At 40.9% G+C, this 1433-nt stretch carries 1 protein-coding gene; it reads left to right on the forward strand.

The window, feature by feature from the left end:
* Positions 1-603 precede the first annotated feature (603 nt).
* Positions 604-1095 carry a hypothetical protein gene (locus tag I53_RS36110; RefSeq protein WP_075298802.1) on the forward strand — a complete coding sequence of 164 codons (492 nt, stop codon included), beginning with the start codon at positions 604-606 and terminating at the stop codon, positions 1093-1095.
* Positions 1096-1433: the final 338 nt, after the last annotated feature.

The raw sequence follows: 1433 nt of genomic DNA on the forward strand, positions 1-1433 counted from the left end.
GATACCCCGCATGGAATGGGATAATATCACAGGAGGTACTAGACTACCTTTCATCCTACATAAATAGACGCATATAAGTACGCATTTAAGCATAAACACGCACTATGCCGTTCTTCTCATGTATATATATATACAGGCAACACGCAGATATAGGTGCGACGTGAACAGTGAGCTGTATGTGCGCAGCTCGCGTTGCATTTTCGGAAGCGCTCGTTTTCGGAAACGCTTTGAAGTTCCTATTCCGAAGTTCCTATTCTCTAGAAAGTATAGGAACTTCAGAGCGCTTTTGAAAACCAAAAGCGCTCTGAAGACGCACTTTCAAAAAACCAAAAACGCACCGGACTGTAACGAGCTACTAAAATATTGCGAATACCGCTTCCACAAACATTGCTCAAAAGTATCTCTTTGCTATATATCTCTGTGCTATATCCCTATATAACCTACCCATCCACCTTTCGCTCCTTGAACTTGCATCTAAACTCGACCTCTACATCAACAGGCTTCCAATGCTCTTCAAATTTTACTGTCAAGTAGACCCATACGGCTGTAATATGCTGCTCTTCATAATGTAAGCTTATCTTTATCGAATAATTCCTCGGGGAATTGACCGGCAATTCTTCAAGCAATAAACAGGAATACCAATTATTAAAAGATAACTTAGTCAGATCGTACAATAAAGCTTTGAAGAAAAATGCGCCTTATTCAATCTTTGCTATAAAAAATGGCCCAAAATCTCACATTGGAAGACATTTGATGACCTCATTTCTTTCAATGAAGGGCCTAACGGAGTTGACTAATGTTGTGGGAAATTGGAGCGATAAGCGTGCTTCTGCCGTGGCCAGGACAACGTATACTCATCAGATAACAGCAATACCTGATCACTACTTCGCACTAGTTTCTCGGTACTATGCATATGATCCAATATCAAAGGAAATGATAGCATTGAAGGATGAGACTAATCCAATTGAGGAGTGGCAGCATATAGAACAGCTAAAGGGTAGTGCTGAAGGAAGCATACGATACCCCGCATGGAATGGGATAATATCACAGGAGGTACTAGACTACCTTTCATCCTACATAAATAGACGCATATAAGTACGCATTTAAGCATAAACACGCACTATGCCGTTCTTCTCATGTATATATATATACAGGCAACACGCAGATATAGGTGCGACGTGAACAGTGAGCTGTATGTGCGCAGCTCGCGTTGCATTTTCGGAAGCGCTCGTTTTCGGAAACGCTTTGAAGTTCCTATTCCGAAGTTCCTATTCTCTAGAAAGTATAGGAACTTCAGAGCGCTTTTGAAAAACAAAAGCGCTCTGAAGACGCACTTTCAAAAAACCAAAACGCACCGGACTGTAACGAGCTACTAAAATATTGCGAATACCGCTTTCACAAACATTGCTCAAAAGTATCTCTTTGCTATATAT

The organism is Methylobacterium sp. B1 (assembly GCF_000333255.1).
Classification (GTDB): Bacteria; Pseudomonadota; Alphaproteobacteria; order Rhizobiales; family Beijerinckiaceae; genus Methylobacterium; species Methylobacterium fujisawaense.